General features: G+C 66.0%; 14 protein-coding genes. 5 read left to right on the top strand and 9 right to left on the bottom strand.

Going from position 1 to position 16,223, the window contains the following annotated elements; all coding sequences use genetic code 11:
- Positions 1-110 precede the first annotated feature (110 nt).
- Both ACILR9_RS25400 and ACILR9_RS25395 read left to right on the top strand, forming a co-directional pair.
- Complete coding sequence (locus tag ACILR9_RS25400) at positions 111-971, top strand: polysaccharide deacetylase (RefSeq protein WP_395712765.1); 861 nt, start codon at positions 111-113, stop codon at positions 969-971.
- 424 nt (positions 972-1,395) lie between these two features.
- Entirely contained in the window at positions 1,396-3,204 is a 1,809-nt protein-coding gene (locus tag ACILR9_RS25395; protein ID WP_395712764.1) for a metallophosphoesterase family protein, read from the top strand.
- Here the strand turns inward: ACILR9_RS25395 and ACILR9_RS25390 are convergent.
- The 9 genes from ACILR9_RS25390 to ACILR9_RS25350 all read right to left on the bottom strand — a co-directional run bounded on the left by ACILR9_RS25390 (position 3,188) and on the right by ACILR9_RS25350 (position 13,449).
- Positions 3,188-3,634: an AI-2E family transporter gene (locus ACILR9_RS25390; protein ID WP_395712763.1), complete on the bottom strand. Its 447-nt coding sequence runs from the start codon at positions 3,632-3,634 to the stop codon at positions 3,188-3,190. The two genes, ACILR9_RS25395 and ACILR9_RS25390, sit on opposite strands and share 17 nt — an antisense overlap.
- 468 nt (positions 3,635-4,102) lie before the next feature.
- Positions 4,103-4,849, bottom strand: coding sequence for a Bax inhibitor-1/YccA family protein (locus ACILR9_RS25385; RefSeq protein ID WP_395712762.1), 747 nt, complete (start codon positions 4,847-4,849; stop codon positions 4,103-4,105).
- 404 nt (positions 4,850-5,253) lie between these two features.
- Complete coding sequence (locus ACILR9_RS25380) at positions 5,254-6,048, bottom strand: hypothetical protein (RefSeq protein WP_395712761.1); 795 nt, start codon at positions 6,046-6,048, stop codon at positions 5,254-5,256.
- Positions 6,045-6,926, bottom strand: a complete 882-nt coding sequence (locus ACILR9_RS25375; RefSeq protein ID WP_395712760.1) for a phytanoyl-CoA dioxygenase family protein — start codon at positions 6,924-6,926, stop codon at positions 6,045-6,047. The genes ACILR9_RS25380 and ACILR9_RS25375 overlap by 4 nt, the downstream gene beginning before the upstream one ends.
- 165 nt (positions 6,927-7,091) lie before the next feature.
- Positions 7,092-7,886 carry an enoyl-CoA hydratase gene (locus tag ACILR9_RS25370; protein WP_395712759.1) on the bottom strand — a complete coding sequence of 265 codons (795 nt, stop codon included), beginning with the start codon at positions 7,884-7,886 and terminating at the stop codon, positions 7,092-7,094.
- Between the two features lie 157 nt (positions 7,887-8,043).
- Positions 8,044-9,222 carry a CaiB/BaiF CoA transferase family protein gene (locus ACILR9_RS25365; protein WP_395712758.1) on the bottom strand — a complete coding sequence of 393 codons (1,179 nt, stop codon included), beginning with the start codon at positions 9,220-9,222 and terminating at the stop codon, positions 8,044-8,046.
- 281 nt (positions 9,223-9,503) lie between these two features.
- The gene (locus ACILR9_RS25360) at positions 9,504-10,565 is read right to left on the bottom strand and encodes an ABC transporter ATP-binding protein (RefSeq protein WP_395712757.1); all 1,062 of its coding nucleotides are present in this window, start codon (positions 10,563-10,565) and stop codon (positions 9,504-9,506) included.
- Positions 10,562-12,286 carry an ABC transporter permease gene (locus tag ACILR9_RS25355; protein WP_395712756.1) on the bottom strand — a complete coding sequence of 575 codons (1,725 nt, stop codon included), beginning with the start codon at positions 12,284-12,286 and terminating at the stop codon, positions 10,562-10,564. Before ACILR9_RS25355 ends, ACILR9_RS25360 begins: the two co-directional genes overlap by 4 nt.
- 146 nt (positions 12,287-12,432) lie before the next feature.
- On the bottom strand, positions 12,433-13,449 hold the full coding sequence (locus ACILR9_RS25350; protein WP_395712755.1) for an ABC transporter substrate-binding protein: 1,017 nt from the start codon (positions 13,447-13,449) through the stop codon (positions 12,433-12,435).
- Positions 13,450-13,543: 94 nt separating this feature from the next.
- On the opposite strand from ACILR9_RS25350, the gene ACILR9_RS25345 reads away from it, so the two are divergent.
- From ACILR9_RS25345 to ACILR9_RS25335, 3 genes are all read left to right on the top strand, one after another.
- Positions 13,544-14,164 (top strand): class I SAM-dependent methyltransferase, encoded by a 621-nt coding sequence (locus ACILR9_RS25345; RefSeq protein ID WP_395712754.1) that lies wholly within the window; start codon positions 13,544-13,546, stop codon positions 14,162-14,164.
- A 70-nt stretch (positions 14,165-14,234) separates the two neighbouring features.
- Positions 14,235-15,584 carry an MmgE/PrpD family protein gene (locus ACILR9_RS25340; RefSeq protein WP_395712753.1) on the top strand — a complete coding sequence of 450 codons (1,350 nt, stop codon included), beginning with the start codon at positions 14,235-14,237 and terminating at the stop codon, positions 15,582-15,584.
- 152 nt (positions 15,585-15,736) lie between these two features.
- The gene (locus ACILR9_RS25335) at positions 15,737-16,222 is read left to right on the top strand and encodes a MaoC family dehydratase (protein ID WP_395712752.1); all 486 of its coding nucleotides are present in this window, start codon (positions 15,737-15,739) and stop codon (positions 16,220-16,222) included.
- Position 16,223: the final 1 nt, after the last annotated feature.

Below are 16,223 nucleotides of genomic sequence, written 5' to 3'. Positions count from 1 at the left end.
TCCCTGAAACAGCCCTGCTTTTCTTTTGCTTGCGAACATCATGCAGGCTCCGGTGGGCGAACGCAACAAATCTGGCCTACACTCGGGCTGCCGTCGCCGGGAGCTTTCACATGCCACGTCATATCGTTTGCCTGACTTTCGACCACGATCATCTGTCCGGCCTGATTGCACGCGGACTGACGACGCCGACCGCCATATCGCGTGGCGAATACGACGTCGTGGTCATCCCGCGGCTGATGGCGCTGCTCGAGCGCTACCGCATCAAGGCCACTTTCTTCACGCCCGGTCATACGATCGACAGCACGCCCGAGGCGGTGATGCCCTACGTCGAGGGCGGCCACGAGCTCGCCCACCATGGCTGGACCCACCGGCTGCCGGTGACCATGTCGCGCGAGGAGGAGGAAGAGGAGATCGTGCGCGGCAACGAGTCGATCAAACGCATCAGCGGGCGGACCGCGCGCGGCTACCGCTCGCCGGCCTGGGACCTGTCGCCCAACTCGATCGAGCTCCTGCTGAAGCACGGCATCCAGTACGACAGCTCGATGATGGGCCACGACTACGATTGCTACTTCGCCCGCCAGGGCGACGTGGCCGAGCTGATGAAGCCTTTCGTGCGCGGCCGCGAGACACGCCTGGTCGAGATGCCGATCAGCTGGTCGCTCGACGACTACCCGCACTTCGAGTACATGCGCAACCCGAACGGCTCGATCCAGGCCGGGCTGATGAACGCCACCAACGTGCTCGAGAACTTCGTCGACGATTTCATTTACATGACCCGGGTGGCGCCCGACTTCGGCATCCTCACCTACACCTTCCATCCCCACGTGGTCGGCCGCGGCCATCGCATGATGATGCTCGAGCGCCTGATCCAGAAGCTGATGGAAGGTGGCGCCGTCTTCATGCCGATGGAAGACGCCCTGCACGAGTGGCTGACCCGCCGCGAGGCCGGACACAAGCGCGCCGCCGAGTAGCGGCGTTCGGCGGTCGGGCATCCCGACGGACGGCGAGACTCGACGCACCAAAAAGAATGAGGCCGCATTCTTGCGTCCGGTGCGTTCGGCGTGATCGTAAATTGCAAAAGATCATTATGATTCAATGGGTTAAACCCCGAACGCAAAATGATCCTCTTGCGGTCCGACCGACCGGTTTTGCGGTCGGTTGGCGAGGTTGCGGTCGGGACTGGCTCGGCATCATCCCCGGGACAGGTGCGGAACATCGCCATGACGGACGCGGTTGGTGAAGCCGAACTGCTCGTAGGCAAACACACCTGGAACCGGGACGACGATCGGAGTCATGGGGAAACCTTGCCTTGCGCCGCACCCTTTGGGTGGGACAAGAAGCGTTGACCTGGCTGCGCATGCCAGCCTCCAAGGCCATTCAACCGCGGTGCCATAGATGATGGTCGGACCAGAATTCGATCGAGCGCCTGCGCGCAAGGCGTCTGCCGGTGCGGCGCCTCTCGTCGATCCGCGCGACGGGGATGTCGAGGATGACAGCTCGGCCACCCTTCAGCGGTCGCTGCTGTCGATCGCCGGAAGCCTGATCGCCGAGATCAGCCTGCCCAAGCTCGTGGTCGCGTGGACGTTGCTGATCCTGCTGCCGGCCATCCTGCTCGGAGCGGCCCCTCTCCTGGCGACGGCGTGGTTCAAGAAGGCTTCCGGAAGCCTCGTCGAGCTGTCTGCCCCTGGTGCGCTGATCATCCTGCTGGCTGGCGTCGTGATCGCCTGGGCCGGCTGGCGCCCTCTCCTGCGGATCGTCGAGGAAAGCTTCTGGTCGCTCAACGCGCTGGCCGTCCAGCCAGGGTATGCGCTGTGCCGAGAAGCATTGCGCCATCTGGCCGAGCGCGCCCTCGGGCGCCGAACCGACTTCGCGCGATTGCGCGCCGCGAGCTCGGCAGGAGCCGGCATCCTGATGTGCCTGCTTGGGGTCCTGGTCGCGCTCCTCGCCTGGCCGCTCGCCAAGTGGATGGGGACGCTGGCGGACATCCTGGCGCCGCAAGCGCTGATCGTGCCGACGCTCGCCAATGCCGTCGTGATCGTCTCTGCCTACATGGCGATCGCTTCCCTCGTCTGGGGTTTCGCCGATGCGAGCATGGATCAGCCGCAAGACCTCCGCACCTTCGACACGCCTGCCCCGGGGAGCCGAACCTGGCGGATCGCGCATCTCTCCGATGTTCACGTGGTCGGCGAGCGCTTCGGCTTCCGGATCGAGAGCGGTCGCAGCGGGCCGCGCGGCAACGATCGCCTGGAACGCGTTCTGGCCCGCCTCGACGCCATGCACCTTGCCCAGCCGTTGGATCTCGTCCTCGTCAGCGGCGATGTGACCGACGCCGGTCGCTCGACGGAGTGGGCCGAGCTGCTCGACATCGCCGCGCGCCACCCCCGTCTTGCCGAACGAATGGCCATCCTTCCTGGCAATCACGATATCAACATCGTCGATCGTGCGAATCCGGCGAAGCTCTGCCTGCCGTTCAGCCCGGGAAAGCGGCTTCGGCAGATCCGTACCCTTTCCGTGATCGCGGCGGTGCAGGGCGAGCGCACGCGCATCGTCGACCCGCAGACTGGCGCAACCGAGCGCACGCTCGGCGACGCCCTGGAAGCGCATCGCCGGGAGATCGCGGAGTTTGCCCACTCCGGTTCATTGAGGATATCGGCACGATTGCGACGCGTCTGGGGCGAGCAGTTTCCGATGATCCTGCCCCCGGACTCGGGGGATGGACTCGGTGTTGCGCTTCTCAACTCGAGTGCCGAGACGCACTTCTCCTTCACCAACGCCCTCGGCCTCATACCTGCCGACCAAGTCCGGCGCCTGACCTCGGCGATGGCGCAGTTTCCCAAAGCCGTGTGGGTCATTGCCCTGCACCATCACCTGATGGAATACCCCATGCCGGTCTCGGCCTTCTCGGAACGAGTGGGAACCGCCGTCATCAACGCGAGCTGGTTCGTGCGCAAGCTGATGCCATTCGCAGGCCGCGCCGTCGTCATGCATGGCCATCGCCATCTCGACTGGATCGGTGCCTGCGGCGACCTGCGGATCATCTCGGCGCCGTCGCCCATCATGGGCGTCAGGGACGACGAGCCGTCGCACTTCTACATCCACACGCTGGCAGCCGATCCGACCGGACGGATCCGGCTGCTGGCGCCCCAACGCGTGGACATCACCGGTGCCGGGAACGAGGCCGAGACCGTCAAGCCTCTTGCTTGATGGCCTCCTCGGGCGGACGGCCGAGCAGATCGGCGACCCAACGGGCGGAGGGATGCGCGCCGCAGATGGTCAGGATGGCGATGGTCATCGGCACGCCGATGAAGGTGCCGAAGAGACCCCACAGGAATGTCCAGAAGAAGATCGCGAACTGCACGACCGTGGGTGAGATCGACAGCAGATTGCCGGCAACCCGTGGCTCGACGTAGCTGCCGATCACGAACTGGATGACATTCAGGCAGACGAAGACGCCCAACGCCGACTGCCAGGTATCGAAGTGGACGATCGCAAGCAGGGTCGGAAAAAGCGTTGCGATGAACGGCCCCAGGAACGGGATGTAGTTCAGCACAAAAGCAATGATCCCCCATTCGGCCGCGAACGACAGGCCGGTGGCCCATCGCGATGATGAAGAGCGCGAGAGCCAGCGGCGCAAGCACGCTGCTCGCCTGCTGGCCGGCAACCGACAGCAGGATGACCAGTATCAAGCCGACCATCGTCTTCAGGATTCGGTCCGCCGCCATCCCGGATCCTCCACTCCCAGCGCCGGCCCTGCTCGCGAGGCGTCTCGGCGGCGTGTGCGACAGCCTACCACCGGCAGGGCATGCGCATATGATTTCCTACTCTTCTCCTCAGCTTCGCCTCTGTGGAACGACACCTCTCCAATCCTTCCCCGCAATCGCGGGAGGTGCCCGTCGTACGGGCCTTCGCCGCGCCGTAGCGGCTTCGGCCGCGCAGGCGGGCCGAAGGGGAAAGGCTGCAGTCAAGTTGCTTCCGATTCCAACGTCGGAATCAGAAGCATCTCGCGAATGCTCCAATGTGAGAAAGCGGCAACCTGCAGCGCTCTTTCGGCCCGACACCGTCACCGGACACGGCGCAAGCCAGCGTTGCCGCGACCTCCGCCCTATCGACGCTGCCCCAGGAACATCATCAGGAACTGGAACAGGTTGACGAAGTCGAGGTAGAGGCTGAGCGCGCCGAAGATCGCCACCTTCTCCGCGACCTCGCTGCCCCAAGCCTCGGCGTACTGCTGCTTGATCTTCTGGGTGTCGTAGGCGATCAGGCCCGAGAAGATCAGCACGCCCGCAACCGAGATGATGAAGCTCATCGGGCCCGACGGCCAGAACATGTTGAGCAGGCTGGCGAGGATGAGGCCGATCAAGCCCATGAACAGGAACTTGCCGAACGCCGACAGGTCGCGCTTGGTGGTGTAGCCATAAAGGCTGAGCCCCCCGAAGGCGGCGGCGGTGACGAAGAACGTCCGCGCGACCGACGCACCGGTGTAGCGGAAGAGCAGCAGCGACAGGCTGACGCCCATCAGGGCGGTGACCGCCCAGTAGACCGCCTGCACCGCACCGACGCTCATCGTGGCGGCCCGGACGGAGGTCAGGAGCAGCAAGCCAAGCGGCGCGAAGATCGCGACCCAGCCCAGCAGGTTCAGCCCGACGACGGTGCCCGCCTGAATCTCGAAGAACAGGCTCGCGAGCTCGACCGAGCTGAACAGGCCAAAGGCCACGATGCCCGACAGCGCCAGGCCCGACGCCATGTAGTTGTAGACCCGCACCATGTGGGCGCGCAGGCCTGCATCGAACGACGCCTGGTCGGCAACGGTGCCGGCCCGCTTGAAGGTATCGAAATTGGGATTCGCCATCTGGATTCCAGCCTCCAAAAATGCGGCGCGAGCCGCACAGGCAGTTACCGAAGCCAGGTTTGCCCGGCGAAGCCGCCTTGGTCTGCGGGCGCAAGACCTCCGAGCGCCGCTGCACACACATTGATCGCGCTCATCACGCACTGCAAGCGGTCAGATTGAGACCGTCGGCGCGTCGAGGCTGAGGGAGCCCCGGAATGGGGCCTCAGGAGATGTTACAGCGCCATTGGCGGCGCAGTCGAGGGACCTTGTCTTGCTGAAGCAGCAGCAAGATAAGGTCCTTCCACTCCGCCTTCTGTCGTCCTGAACGAAGTGAAGGACCTCATCGCCGCGAGGGGCGGTGTACTCTGAAACTTCCGGCGATGAGATCCTTCGCTGCGCTCAGGATGACGAGAAGGGTGGGAACGTCAGGCCGCAGCGCTTCCCCTCGCGACCCGGATGGCGCGACAGATCGTGACCATCTTGCCAATGGCGTGGGTGACGAAAGCGGAAACCGAACCCTCGATGTCAGCGGCGAGAGGCGGCTGTTCGGCAACGATGGCACGCGCCAGGATGCGCGAGGATCGATGGGCGGCGTCGCGATTCGTCGAGATGGCGCGATCGAGAGAGCCGTCAGCCTGCACGGCCGCCAGCACGGGCTCGAGGCGGGCGAGAAAGGCAGGCGCGTGGGCCAGGTGGCGATACATGCTCGCGAGGATCAGCGGGCGCTCGGCGTCCCCGAAGCGATTGAGGCGCAGCACCCGTTGCCAGGTTTCGGGCGCGACGTCGCTTTCCGAGGCGAGCGGCGGTAGGGAGAAGTTGGGCACCGAAAGACGCGGGCCCGACTGCGGCGAAGCTTGCGTCGCTCCCTCGCCGCGCAGCCATGCAGCCAGCGCGCCCAGCGAGAACAGGTTCACCGTGTTCGAATGGTCGTAGCTTGCCAGCACGGCGTCGACGCTGGCCGGCTCGTCGCCGGCCAGCGTCACCAGGACAGGCACGATCATGGTCTGCCGGAACCCGACCACCGCCTGGTCGACCATGCCCTGCTGGTAGAGCGGCTTCACGGCAGCCCACGCCCACGGCAAGGCGCCGTCCATCGTCGCCAGATGGCGCCACACCAGGTTGACCACCCGCACGCCCACCGTCGCCCGGATGTCGGCAAACAGCGCGGCCGTCTCGCCGCATGCCTCCGCCTCGGCGATCGCCGGGAATGGGTGGCTCACTCGGCCGCCTGCTTGGACTCCTGCCCCAGCACGGTGAAGAACGAAGCCGATTTCGGCTGCCTGGGAAGCTCGACCATCCCTTCGGTCAGGCGGGCGAACCGGGCCTCCTTGCCGCGCACGATGCGCCCCTCGTTCGGGCTCGGCATCGGGTTGCGTGCGATCGGCACGGCGTCGGCGGCGGTGTAGACGCAAATATAGAGGCCGCGCGCCTTGTCCGCGCCGTTGGCCGCCGAGCCGTGCAGGAGCTTGGTGTGCATCAGGCAGACGCTGCCCGCCTTGCCCACGCACGGCACCGACTGGGCCAGCGCCTGCTTCTCGGCATCAGCTGCCACCCCGCCGGTGAAGCGCTCGCCATCGAACAGCGACAGCATCGGCCCCTTGTGCGAGCCCGGCACCACGGTGAGGCAGCCGTTGCTCTCGTCGATGTCGTCGAGGAACAGGAGCGCCGTCACGATGTCGGAATTGGTGTGCGGCGTATAAGCGAAGTCCTGATGATAGGCGACCTCGGTCCGGGCTCCCGACAGTTTCAGGTTGATCTTGCAATGGTGGAACTTGACGTCCGGCCCGATCAGGTCGGCCACCATGTCGACCGTCCGCGCATCGAGCATGACCTCGCGATAGGCGTCGGAAATGTCCGACGGGTTGTTGATGCGCCGCAACGCCGGCTTCTCGGCGCTGTGCTCGGACCCCATGTCGAAGCGCGGGCGACCATCGATGGTCGGCGGACCGAACGGCTGGGAATGCGTCCGGCTCTGCTCGACCCAGGACTCGATCTCGGCCCGCAGCGCCACGAGCTGGGCGGGAGTCACGGCGTCCTCGACCATGAGGTAGCCGTCGCGCCAGAAGGCGTCGATCTGTTCGCGGTTGAGCACAGGCATGGCGGCCTCCCTTTGGTCGCGATGCACCTTAACAGATTGAAGCGTCAGTCGCAGGACTAACCCTTCTGGACGCATCAATTCTGGATCAAGCGCCGAGTAAAGGTCCCTCGCTTACGGCGCTTGCTTCGCAAGCGCCGTAAGCGAGGGACCTTTACTCGCGTCGAATCACCGTCCCTTGAACTGCGGCCGGCGCTTTTCCATGAAGGCGCGCCGGCCCTCGATGTAGTCCTCGGAGGCGAAGCATTCCTGGACCAAGGCGCTCGTGCGACTGAAATCGGGTTTGCCGTCGAGTCGAGTCAGCTCCTCCAGGGTGCGCTTGGCCGCGTGCATGGTGAGCGGCGCGTTCTCGCCGATCAGCTTGCAGTAATTGTCGACATAGGCGTCGAGCTCGGCGTCGGGCACCACGCGATTGAGCAGCCCCATGCCGTGCGCCTCCTCGGCGCTGAAATGGCGGGCCGTGAAGAAGATCTCCTTGGCATAGGCCGGGCCGATCAGGTCCATCAGGTTCTTGAGGCCGGCGGCGCGATAGCCGAGCCCGAGCCGGGCGGCCGGCACGCCGAACCTAGACTTGTCCGAGGCGATGCGGAGGTCGCAGGTCAGCGACACCGCCAGGCCGCCGCCGATGCAGTAGCCGCGGATGCGGGCGATGGTGGGCTTCGAGCACTTGGTGAGGCGCGCGTTGGCGACCTCGCCGATCTTGTCGTAGTAGGCGACCTGCTCGGGAGTCGAGCGCGCCTTCTCGAACTCGGAGATGTCGGCGCCCGAGACGAAGGCCTTGTCGCCCGCCCCGGTGACGACGACGACGCGGATCGCCGGGTCCTTCTCGAAATCATCGAGGATAACCGGGATCGCCTCCCACATGTCGGTCGAGGTGGCGTTGTGCTTGGCCGGCTTGTTGAAGATGAGCTTGCCGACCGGCCCATGCTTCTCGGCAATCATGCTGGGGGTTGGACTGATCATGACGGGTTCCTCCATTTTCCTCCCCTCCCCAGCTTCGCTGGGGAGGTGTCCGCGTCTGCGCGGACGGAGGGGTCATGAGCATCGCGACTGTCACTCATGACCCCTCCGCCGCCGTAAGACGGCGACACCTCCCCAGCTTCGCTGGGGAGCAATCTGATCAAATCACGCCGCGTTGCTTGAAGCTCGCGATGGCGGCGGCGTCGTAGCCGGCCTCCTTCAGCACGGCTTCGGTGTGCTCGCCCTGCTCCGGCGTCGCCCAGCGCATCTCGAACGGCGTGCGGCTCATGTTGATCGCCTGGCCGATCAGCTCGATGGCGCCGAGCTTGGGCGAGTTCACGGGATGGGCCATCTGCAGGTGCTTGACCTGCGGGTCGGCGAACATCTCATCCATCCTGTAGATCGGGCCGGCCGGCACGCCGGCCTTGTTGAGCTTCTCGACCAGCTCGGCGCTGCCGTAGGCGCCGACCCGCTTGTCGATCTCGGCGTTGAGCAGGTCGCGATTGGTGCGGCGCGCCTTGTCGGTCGAGAACCTGGCGTCGGTCAGCAGCTCGGGCGCCTCGATGCATTCGCAGAAGCGCTTGTAGATGTGGCCGCCGGACGCCGCGATGTTGATATAGCCGTCCCGGGTCTTGAAGACGCCGGTCGGGATCGACGTCGGATGGTTGTTGCCGGCCTGGCCGGGCACGTCCTTGGCGATGGTCCAGCGCGCCGCCTGGAAGTCGCACATCGAGATCATGGCCTGCAGCAGCGAGCTCGACACCCACTGGCCCTGGCCCGAGGTCTCGCGCTCCAGCAGCGCGATCAGGATGCCGATGGCGCAGTGCAGCCCCGCGCCGACGTCGGCGACGGCGATGCCGGCGCGCACCGGTCCCTGCCCCTCCATGCCGGTGACCCACATCAGGCCGCCCATGCCCTGGGCGATCTGGTCGAAGCCGGCTCGCTCGGCATAGGGCCCGTCCTGGCCGAAGCCCGAGATCGAGCCCAGGACGATGCGCGGGTTCACCTTCTTCAGGCTCTCGTAGTCGATGCCGAGCCGGAACTTCACGTCGGCGCGATAGTTCTCGACCACCACGTCGGCCTTCTCGACCAGCTTCATGAAGACGGCCTTGCCGTCCGGCTCCTTGAGGTTGAGCGTGATCGACTTCTTGTTGCGATGCAGGTTCTGGAAGTCCGGCCCGTGGCGCGGCCCGCCCATGTCCATGTCGCCGGCGCCGGGCGGCATCTCGACCTTGATGCAGTTGGCGCCCCAGTCGGCGAGGTAGCGCACCGCGGTCGGACCGGCACGCACCCGCGTCAGATCGAGGACGGTGAAGCGGGAAAGCGGTCCGGCGGTCATGGCTGCTCTCTGATGTTGGGCGACAGGACCTATCCGTACCATGACCGCGGGACGTCCAGCCAGACGCCGGGCACAAGGCCGCTCTGCGATTTGGACTTCGGCGCCTGTACGCCGTCGAAAGTCACCAGCCGGAAGCTCACCGTGGCGCGCCACGCGCGCGCAAAGGTCCTGTCATCCTGAGCGCAGCGAAGGATTTCATCGCCGTTTGCCACAGGTGTACTTTGGACTTCTGGCGATGAGATCCTTCGCTGCGCTCAGGATGACAAGAAATGGGCGCAGTCCTATTCCACCCTCACCATGGCCGCGGGATCGATCTCCAGCCAGACGCGGCTGCCGATCTCGAAGACGACGTTCGGGCCGGTCGAGACCCTCACCGGCCTGGCGCCGGCAAGCGGCCGCACCTGGTAGTCCCAATATTCGCCGAGATAGGACCGGCCGGCGATTTCCGATTCCACCGCGACGCTGCTGGCGTTGGGCTTCTGGCTCGACAGGCCGATCGCCTGCGGACGCAGCGAATAGAGCAGGCCGCCCGCGGCGTCGGCGCCTTCCAGGCGGCTCGCCGCGGCGGAGAAACCGTCGAAGCGCACGTCGCTGCCCTGCTTCGTCCCCTCGAGGAAATTGGTGCGGCCGATGAAGCCCGCCACGAAGCGGCTCTTCGGCCTTGCATAGAGCTTGTGCGGCGCGTCGATCTGCTCGATCCGCCCCTTGTTCATGACCACGATGCGGTCCGACGTCACCATGGCCTCCGACTGGTCGTGCGTCACGTACACCGTGGTGATCTTGAAGGCATCGTGCAGGCGGCGGATCTCGAAACGCATCTCCTCGCGCAAATTGGCGTCGAGGTTGCTGAGCGGCTCGTCGAGCAGCAGCACCTCGGGCTCGACGACGATGGCGCGCGCCAGCGCCACACGCTGCTGCTGGCCGCCCGACAGCTCGGCCGGGTAGCGCCCCTTGAGGTTGCGCATCTGGACCACGTCGAGGATGGCGTCGACCCTACGGTCGATCTCGGCGCGCGACAGCTTGCGCACCTGCAGGCCGAAGCCGACATTCTCGCCCACCGTCATGTTCGGCCAGATGGCATAGCTCTGGAAGATCATCGACATGCGCCGCTTCTCCGGCGGCACGACGCTCGACGGCGAGGAGATCTGCTGGCCCTCCATCTCGATCGTGCCGGCCGACGGCGGCACGAAACCGGCGATCATGCGCAGCGTGGTGGTCTTGCCGCAGCCCGACGGGCCGAGCAGCGAGACGAACTCTCCCGGGGCGAGCTCGAGCGAGAAATCGGCCACGGCCTCGACCGTGCCGTAGAGCCGAGCGACGTTGCGCAGCGCCAGCTTGCTCATGTCGCGTTTCGCCTCAGCATGAAATCGCGGCCCAGCGCCTTCTGGCCGATCCACAGCAGCGGCAGGGTCAGCACCTGCAGGATCAGGGCGAGCGCGGCGAGGTATTCAAGATTGCCCTCCTCGCTCATGTCGAAAATCATGACGGACGCCACCTTGGTGTTCGGGCCGTAGAGAAAGATCGCGGCCGACAGTTCACGCGTCGCCGGGATGAAGATCAACAGCCAGGCGCCGAGCAGGCTGCGCTTGAGCAGCGGCGCGACGACGCGGCGCAGCGCCGTCAGGCGGCTGCCGCCCAGGACCCGCACCGCCTCCTCCATCTCGGGGTTGAGGCTGCGCAGGGCGGCGCTGGCATTGACGTAGCCGATCGGCAGGAAGCGGGTGGTGAAGGCCAGGATCAGGATCAGCGCCGTGCCGTAGAGCGCGAGCGGCGGCGGCGCGTAGGCGGCATAGAAGCCGATCGCCAGCACGACGCCGGGGATGACGAACGGCGCCACGCAGAGAAAACCCAGCAGCCCGCCGAACGGCACAAGGCGGCGGACGACGATGTAGGCCACGCAGAGCGTCAAGATCACCGCGGCCGTGGCGCTGGCGCCGGCATAGAGGAAGCTGTTGATCACCGACTTGGCGGCGGTCGCATGCTCGAACAGCACGAAGTGGAAGTTGCGCAGGGACAGGTTGTCGAGGCCGAAGCCGCGGCCCCACGCCTTGGCGAAGGCCGCCTGGAGGAGGAACAGATAGGGCAGGAACACCGCCAGGCTGGCCACGAACATGGCATAGCCGAACATCGCCCAGCGTCCCTTGCCGAGCAGGATCGGGCGGCGCTCGCCGCCCTTGCCGGTCAGGGCCACGAACCCTTTCCGCCGCGTCATCAGCTGCTGGATCAGGATCAGCAGGATGGTGACGCCGAGCAGCGGCATGGCGTAGGCCGCCGCGACCTCGACCCGCACCGGATTGCCGAAGAACTGGAAAAGCTGCGTCGTGACGACATTGAAGCGCGCCGGTATGGCGATCATCGCCGGCGAGCCGAACAGCGCGATGGCCTCGAGGAAGCAGATGATCAGCCCGCCCAGGATCGCCGGCAGGGCGAGCGGCAGGGTGACCCGCCACATGGTGCGCCACGGTCCCGCCCCCAGGATGTTGGCGGCATCCTCCATCTCCGACGACACCAGCTCGAGGGCTGCGGTGGTGAAGATGAAGACGTAGGGAAACGAATAGAGCGCGATGACGATCGCCAGGCCGGGGAAGCTGTAGATGTTGAAGGGACCGGCCTCGGCGCCGGTCACCAGCGTGAAGAACCGGTTGAGCCAGCCGGCATTGGGACCGGCCAGCAGGATCCACGCCACCGCCCCGGTGTAAGGCGGCGTGATGAATGTCGCCAGCACCAGCAGGCGGGTGAGCCCGCGGCACGGCATGTCGGTGCGCGCCACCGCCCAGGCCAACGGCACCGCGAAAACGCCCGCCAGCAGGGCCGCCGTGCCGCCGAGCTTCAGCGAGTTCAGCAGCGCATCGATATAGCGGGCCCGGCCATAGGCTGCGGCGTAGTTGGCCAAGGTGAAGCCGCCGGTGCGCTCGGCAGTGAAGCTGGTGATCACCAAATAGATGAACGGGCTCACCACCAGGAACAGCAGCACGGCGATGATCGCGGCCCACAGCAGCCACGTCGCGTCGAACGAGACGCGCGGCGGGCGGGCCGCTGCGGCTGGCAGGGCGGCGACGGTCATGTCTTTCCCTCCTCCCCAGCTCTGCTGGGGAGGTGTCGCCGCCCTGCGGCGACGGAGGGGTCATGAGCCTCATCGATCATGGCTCATGACCCCTCCGCCCCGGGTTACCGGGGCACCTCCCCAGCGAAGCTGGGGAGGGTGATGACTCAATTCCCGAACGTGTCGCGCCATTGCTCGATCACTTCAGGGATACCCTTGTCGATCTCGGCGACGCTGGGCCGGATCGTCTTGACCTCGCTGATCGGCTTGGCGCCGGGCGGCGGCGCGACCTCCGGACGCAAGGGGATGGCGAAATGCTTGGCGTTGATCTTCGCCGCCTCGACCGAGCCCAGGTACTCCATGAAAAGCCGGGCCGCGTTGGGATGCTTGGTGCCCTTCATGATGGCCGACGGCGCGATGATCAGGACAGCGCCGTCGCTCGGATAGGAGACCGCCAGCGGATTGCCGCGCGCGGCGCTGAACAGGGTCGACCCGTCGGCGCCAGCGGCGACCTGCCGCTCGCCAGCGTTCAGCGCCGTCACCGTGTCGTTGATCGAGCGGCCGATCTGCGGCCGGTTCTTCTCCAGCTTGTCGAAATAGTCCCAGCCATAAAGCTTCTTCATCATCAGGACCCACGTGCCGACATAGCCCGAGAAGCCCGGATGGCCGGTCGACACCTTGCCCTTCCACTTGATGTCGAGCAGGTCCTCCCACTTCTTGGGTGCGTCTTCGGCCTTCACCTTCGCCGTGTTGTAGGTGAGCGTGACCAGGCCTGCCGAGGTCGTGTGGTAGTAGCCGTCCGGATCGAAATTCTGGAACGCCGGCAGGATCTTGGCGGCCGATTCCGGTGTGTACCTGTCGAACTTGCCCTCGGCCTTGAGCCGGACATAGTGCCCCACGTCGGTCGACGAGAAGACGTCACAAACCGTCTGGTTGTTCTTGAGGTCCTGCAGCAGACGCTGATAGGCAACCTGTGCTGTCGTCCGGACCACGTTGACCTTCACCCCGTAAAGCTTGGTGAACTCCGCTCCGAGCTCCTCGGCGCCCTCGGATGTGTAGTGGGCGACGTACCAGGTCAGCTCCCCTTCCTTCTTGGCGGCCGCCTCGATGGCCTTGATGTCGGCCCGCGCCGCCGGCGCGAAGGCAAGCAGAAAGACGACGCAAAAGCGTGCCAGCATCTTCATCGGTTCCTCCCTGAGCACGATCTTATTATTGTTGGCGAGGATACGACCATACGACTTGGCGCGCGACAAGCTTGCGCGCCGTGCAAGGGAGCGCATGACGGAAGATCGATCGGCCGGATGGGCGGCGTATTACGACAAGCTGCGCGACCGTCCGCCGCGCCGCACCCTGCTCACCGCCCTCGACCGTCTCGGGCCGGCGTCTGGCGACTCCGTCGTCATCGACCTTGGATGCGGCGATGGACGCGACGTGGTCGAGATGCTGCGTCGAGGCTGGCGAGTCATCGCCGTCGATGCCGAGCCCGAGGCGTTGAAGCGCCTTCAGACGCGTACCTTCCCGGCCGGCTGCGACCTCACCCCGATCGTGGCCCGCTTCGAGGACGTGCCGCTGCCGCTCGGCGTCAAGCTGGTCAACTCAAGCTTCGCCATGCCGCTTTGCGAGCCCGATGCCTTTCGCCGGCTCTGGCAGCGCATCCGCGAGGCCCTGCCGGTCGACGGCCGGTTCAGCGGCCAATGGTACGGGCCGCGCGACAGCTGGTCGGGCCGCCCGGGCATGACGTTCGTGAGCCGCGACGAGGCGCTCGCCCTGCTCGACGGCTTCGACCTCGAGATGTTCGAGGAAGAGGAAGCCGATGGCGTCACGCCGCGTGGCAACGCCAAGCACTGGCACATCTTCCATATCGTAGCGCGAAAGCGCGAGGACACGCCGCGGCAGTAGACAATACGCGGGCTCTCGTCGGAAACTTCCCTGACCACCCGGGACAAGATCCCCTGCCAAGGAGTCGCCCATGGCCAACGTTGCCGTCACGTCCGAAATCGCCCGACGCGCCGCGATTCTCGCCTGGAACGACCTGCCCGACGATCTGGTCGAGCGCACCAAGCAGTGCCTGCTCGACTGGTTCGCCGTCACGGTCGCCGGCGCGCAGGAAGAGCTCACCGACATCCTGGTGCGCGAGGCGCTCGAGGACGGTGCCAAGGGGCCGGCGACACTGGTCGGGCGCAGCGAGAGAGTGCTGCCGTCGGCCGCCACGCTGATCAACGGCGCGGCCAGCCATGCGCTCGACTACGACGACGTCAACTTCTCGATGGGCGGGCATCCGACAGTGACGGTGGTTCCCGCCTTGCTGGCGTTGGGCGAGCAGACAGGCGCCTCGGGCCGCCTGTTCATCGAGAGCTTCGTGGCAGGCTACGAGACCTCAGGCCGGGTCGGCCGGCTGGTCTCGCCGAGCCACTACCAGAAAGGCTTTCACGTCACCGGCACGGTCGGCTCGTTTGCCGCCGCGGCCGCCGCCGGTCGCATGCTCGGCCTCAGCGACCGGCAGCTTGCCGTGGCCTTCGGGATCGCCGCCACGCAGGCGGCCGGCCTGAAGTCGAATTTCGGCACGATGTGCAAGCCTTTGCATGCCGGCACCGCCTCCGAGCACGGCCTGCGCGCCGCCCGCCTCGCCGCCAAGGGTTTCACCGCGCGCAGCGACGTGCTCGAATGCGACCAGGGGTTCGCCTCCTCGCAGAGCGACCATCTGAACACCGACCAGGCGCTGGGCGAAGCACCGCAGGGCTGGCACCTGCGCAACAACCTCTTCAAGTATCACGCCGCCTGCTACTTGACGCATGCGCCGATCGAGTGCGCCAAGGAGATCCGGCTCAAGAGCAACTTCCCGCCGGAGCGCGTGAAGAAGATCCTGCTGCGCATCGATGCCGGCGCCGACCGGGTGTGCAACATTCCCCATCCGACCAGTGGGCTGGAGGCCAAGTTCTCGCTGCGCCAGACCGTGGCAATGGCGCTGACCGGCGTCGATACGGCCAATCTCGACTCGTACAACGAGGCGGTCACGCAGGAGCCGCGCATCCAGGCGCTGCGCGAGAAGATGGCAATCGAGTTCAAGCCCAACTGGGAGCACTCGCTGGCCGAGATGGCGATCCAGCTCGACGACGGCACGACGCTCGAGGCGTCGCACGATTCCGGCATCCCGTGGGCGGACCTCGCCAAGCAGCGCAAGGCGATCGAGACCAAGTACGACAGCCTGGTCGTGCCGGTGCTGGGCGCGGGGGGCTCAAGGCGCCTGTACGACGCCATCGAGCGCATCGACACGCTGGCCGACGTCGGCGACCTCGCGCGCGCTTCGGCGAAGGGTTAGCGGCTTTCCTCCCCAGCTTCGCTGGGGAGGTGTCTCGGTAATCCGAGACGGAGGGGTCATGAGCAGCGCGACTGAGGCTCATGACCCCTCCGTCGCCGTGAGACGGCGACACCTCCCCAGCGAAGCTGGGGAGGCAGACTTTAGGAGACAGAATGACGGAAGATTTCAGAACGCGGGCACGGCTGGTGCCGAAGGGCAACCGGTACGAGGATTTCGAGGTCGGGCGGGTGTTCCGCCACCATTGGGGGCGCACCATCACCGAGTCGGAGAGCACTCTCTTCTCCACCCTCACCCTGCATTTCAACCCGCACTACTACAACGCCGCCTATGCCCGCGCGCACGGCCATCCCGGCATCGTCGTCAATCCCATGCTGGTCTTCACCACGGTGTTCGGGCTCACGGTCGAGGATCTGAGCGAAGGCGGCGGGCCGTTCCTCGGCGTCAACGAGCTCAGCTTTCACCAGCCCGTCTATCCCGGCGATTCGCTCAGCGCCGAGTCCGAGGTGCTCGACCGCCGCGTCTCCGATTCCCACAAGGGGTTCGGCATCGTCACCTGGCACAGCAAGGGTCTCAACCAGCGCGACGAGCTCGTCATCGACTTCAAGCGCACCAACCTCGTGCGTCTCAGGAATCAATAAA

Origin of the sequence: Reyranella sp. (assembly GCF_044224635.1) — a bacterium.
Taxonomy (GTDB): Bacteria; Pseudomonadota; Alphaproteobacteria; order Reyranellales; family Reyranellaceae; genus Reyranella.
The sequence above is the reverse complement of the archived record's forward strand: the minus strand, read 5'-3'. Positions and strand labels throughout refer to the sequence as shown.

Coding starts and splice junctions, on each gene's coding strand:
- ACILR9_RS25400 (WP_395712765.1), top strand. CDS start 111: ATGCCACGTCATATCGTTTGCCTGACTTTCGACCACGATCATCTGTCC.
- ACILR9_RS25395 (WP_395712764.1), top strand. CDS start 1,396: ATGATGGTCGGACCAGAATTCGATCGAGCGCCTGCGCGCAAGGCGTCT.
- ACILR9_RS25385 (WP_395712762.1), bottom strand. CDS start 4,849: ATGGCGAATCCCAATTTCGATACCTTCAAGCGGGCCGGCACCGTTGCC.
- ACILR9_RS25375 (WP_395712760.1), bottom strand. CDS start 6,926: ATGCCTGTGCTCAACCGCGAACAGATCGACGCCTTCTGGCGCGACGGC.
- ACILR9_RS25370 (WP_395712759.1), bottom strand. CDS start 7,886: ATGATCAGTCCAACCCCCAGCATGATTGCCGAGAAGCATGGGCCGGTC.
- ACILR9_RS25365 (WP_395712758.1), bottom strand. CDS start 9,222: ATGACCGCCGGACCGCTTTCCCGCTTCACCGTCCTCGATCTGACGCGG.
- ACILR9_RS25360 (WP_395712757.1), bottom strand. CDS start 10,565: ATGAGCAAGCTGGCGCTGCGCAACGTCGCTCGGCTCTACGGCACGGTC.
- ACILR9_RS25355 (WP_395712756.1), bottom strand. CDS start 12,286: ATGACCGTCGCCGCCCTGCCAGCCGCAGCGGCCCGCCCGCCGCGCGTC.
- ACILR9_RS25350 (WP_395712755.1), bottom strand. CDS start 13,449: ATGAAGATGCTGGCACGCTTTTGCGTCGTCTTTCTGCTTGCCTTCGCG.
- ACILR9_RS25345 (WP_395712754.1), top strand. CDS start 13,544: ATGACGGAAGATCGATCGGCCGGATGGGCGGCGTATTACGACAAGCTG.
- ACILR9_RS25340 (WP_395712753.1), top strand. CDS start 14,235: ATGGCCAACGTTGCCGTCACGTCCGAAATCGCCCGACGCGCCGCGATT.
- ACILR9_RS25335 (WP_395712752.1), top strand. CDS start 15,737: ATGACGGAAGATTTCAGAACGCGGGCACGGCTGGTGCCGAAGGGCAAC.